The organism is Kitasatospora sp. NPDC005751, assembly GCF_040630835.1.
Lineage (GTDB): Bacteria > Actinomycetota > Actinomycetes > Streptomycetales > Streptomycetaceae > Kitasatospora.
On sequence record NZ_JBEXYC010000152.1, the window covers coordinates 1 to 2,061 of the forward strand.

Sequence of the window (2,061 nt, forward strand, 5' to 3'; positions counted from 1 at the left end):
CAGATCCGCCACCGTCGCCCCCGGCAACCCACGACCCGTCGCCACCCACTCCCCCAACACCAGACCCCGCTCACGCACCGTCAACACATCCAGGGCGCCGATCCGGCGCCGCGGGTCGGCCGCGACCTGCTCCAGCAGGGCCAGCAGCCGCTCGACCAGGGCCTCGGCGGTGGTGCGGTCGTAGAGGTCGGCCGCGTACTCGAAGGCGATGTCGATCTCCTCCGTGGCGGAGGTCTCCTCGAAGTTGAAGTCGAGTTCGAACTTCGCGGCGCCCAGCTCGAAGGGCAGGATCCGGCTCTCCAGGCCGAGCAGGCGTCCGGCCTGGCCGTCGTTGTGCTGGTAGCCGAGCATCACCTGGAACAGCGGGTGCCGGCCGGGCACGCGCGGCGGGTTGACCGCCTCGACCAGCCGGTCGAACGGCAGGTCCTGGTGGGCGAAGGCCGCCAGGTCGGTGTCCCGGGTGCGGGTCAGCAGCTCGGCGAAGGTCGGGTCGCCGGACAGGTCGTTGCGCAGGACCAGCGTGTTGACGAAGAAGCCGACCAGCCCGTCCAGCGCGCTGTCGGAACGCCCGGCGACGGGCGCCCCCAGGGGGATGTCCGTGCCGGCGCCCAGGCGGTGCAGCAGGGTGGCCACGGCCGCCTGGAGCACCATGAAGGTGGTGGTGCCGGTCGCCCGGGCGGCCTCGCGCAGACCGCGGTAGACGGCCGGGGGGACCTGGCCGCGCACGGTGTCGCCGCGGTAGCCGGCCACCGGACGGCGCGGGTGGTCGGTCGGCAGCGGCAGCTCCTCCGGCAGCCCGGCGAGTGCCTGCTTCCAGTACCCGGCCTGACGGGCGTGCAGGCTCCGCTCGTCCTCGGGCGAGCCGAGCAGCTCCTGCTGCCAGAGCGTGTAGTCGGCGTACTGGACCGGCAGCGGCGCCCAGTCGGGGGTGCGGCCGTCGGTGTGCGCCGCGTAGGCGCCGGTGAGGTCCTCGATGAAGGGGAGCATCGACCACTCGTCGCCCGCGATGTGGTGGAAGAGCACCACCACCACGTGGTCCTCCGGGCCGAGCTCCAGCAGGCTGACGCGCAGCGGCAGTTCGGCGGAGAGGTCGAAGCCGTACCGGACGGCGCTCCGGAGGTCGGCGTCCAGCGTCGACTCGGAGGAGCGGACCAGGTGTACGGCCGCCTCGGCCGCCGGGGCCTCCAGGATCCGCTGGTGGACGTCGCCGTCGCGCTCGGTGAAGACGGTGCGCAGGCTCTCGTGCCGCTGCGTCACCGAGCGGACGGCGGCGCCGAGGGCGGCCCGGTCCAGCGGGCCGGTGACCCGTACCACCAGGGGCACGTTGTAGGTGGCGCCCGAGTCGTCGAGGTTCTGCAGGAACCACATCCGGCGCTGGGCGTGCGAGAGCGGCAGTTCGGCCGGGCGCTCGCGGCGGCCCAGGGCGGGGCGCGGGTCGTCGCCGGCGCCGGCCCGGTGGGCGAGGCCGGCCGGGGTGGGTGCCTCGAAGAGGTCACGGACGGTGAGCTCGGCGCCACCGGGCAGCGCGCGGACCCGGCCGATCAGCCGGGTGGCCAGCAGGGAGTGGCCGCCGAGGTCGAAGAAGTGGTCCTCGGGGCCGACCTCGGCGAGGCCGAGCACCTCGGCGAAGGCGCCGCAGAGGATCTCCTCCCGGGCGTCGCGCGGGGCGCGGCCGGGGCCGGTCCCGGTGCCGGCGGGCGCGGGGAGGGCCTTGCGGTCGAGCTTGCCGTTGACGGTCAGCGGCAGCTCGTCGAGCACCACGAACGCCGACGGCACCATGTACTCGGGGAGCCGGGCGGCGAGTTCGTTGCGGACGGCGGCGAGGTCCACGGCCGTCGCGGCCGGGACGAGGTAGGCGACCAGGCGCTTGACGCCGGGGGTGTCCTCACGGACCACCACGGCGGCCTGGGCCACGGCCGCCTCCAGGGCAATGGCGTCCTCGATCTCGCCGGGCTCGACCCGGTAACCGCGGATCTTCACCTGGTCGTCGGCACGGCCGAGGAAGTCCAGCAGACCGTCCTGACGCCAGCGCACCACATCACCGGTGCGGTACATCCGGCC

The 2,061-nt window shown here is 74.4% G+C and carries 1 protein-coding gene; it reads right to left on the bottom strand.

Annotated features, from left to right (window positions below; translation table 11 throughout):
• Window positions 1–2,034: condensation domain-containing protein (locus ABZ497_RS36720; RefSeq protein WP_359812480.1), on the bottom strand; the 2,034-nt coding region annotated here is incomplete at its 3' end.
• Window positions 2,035–2,061: the final 27 nt, after the last annotated feature.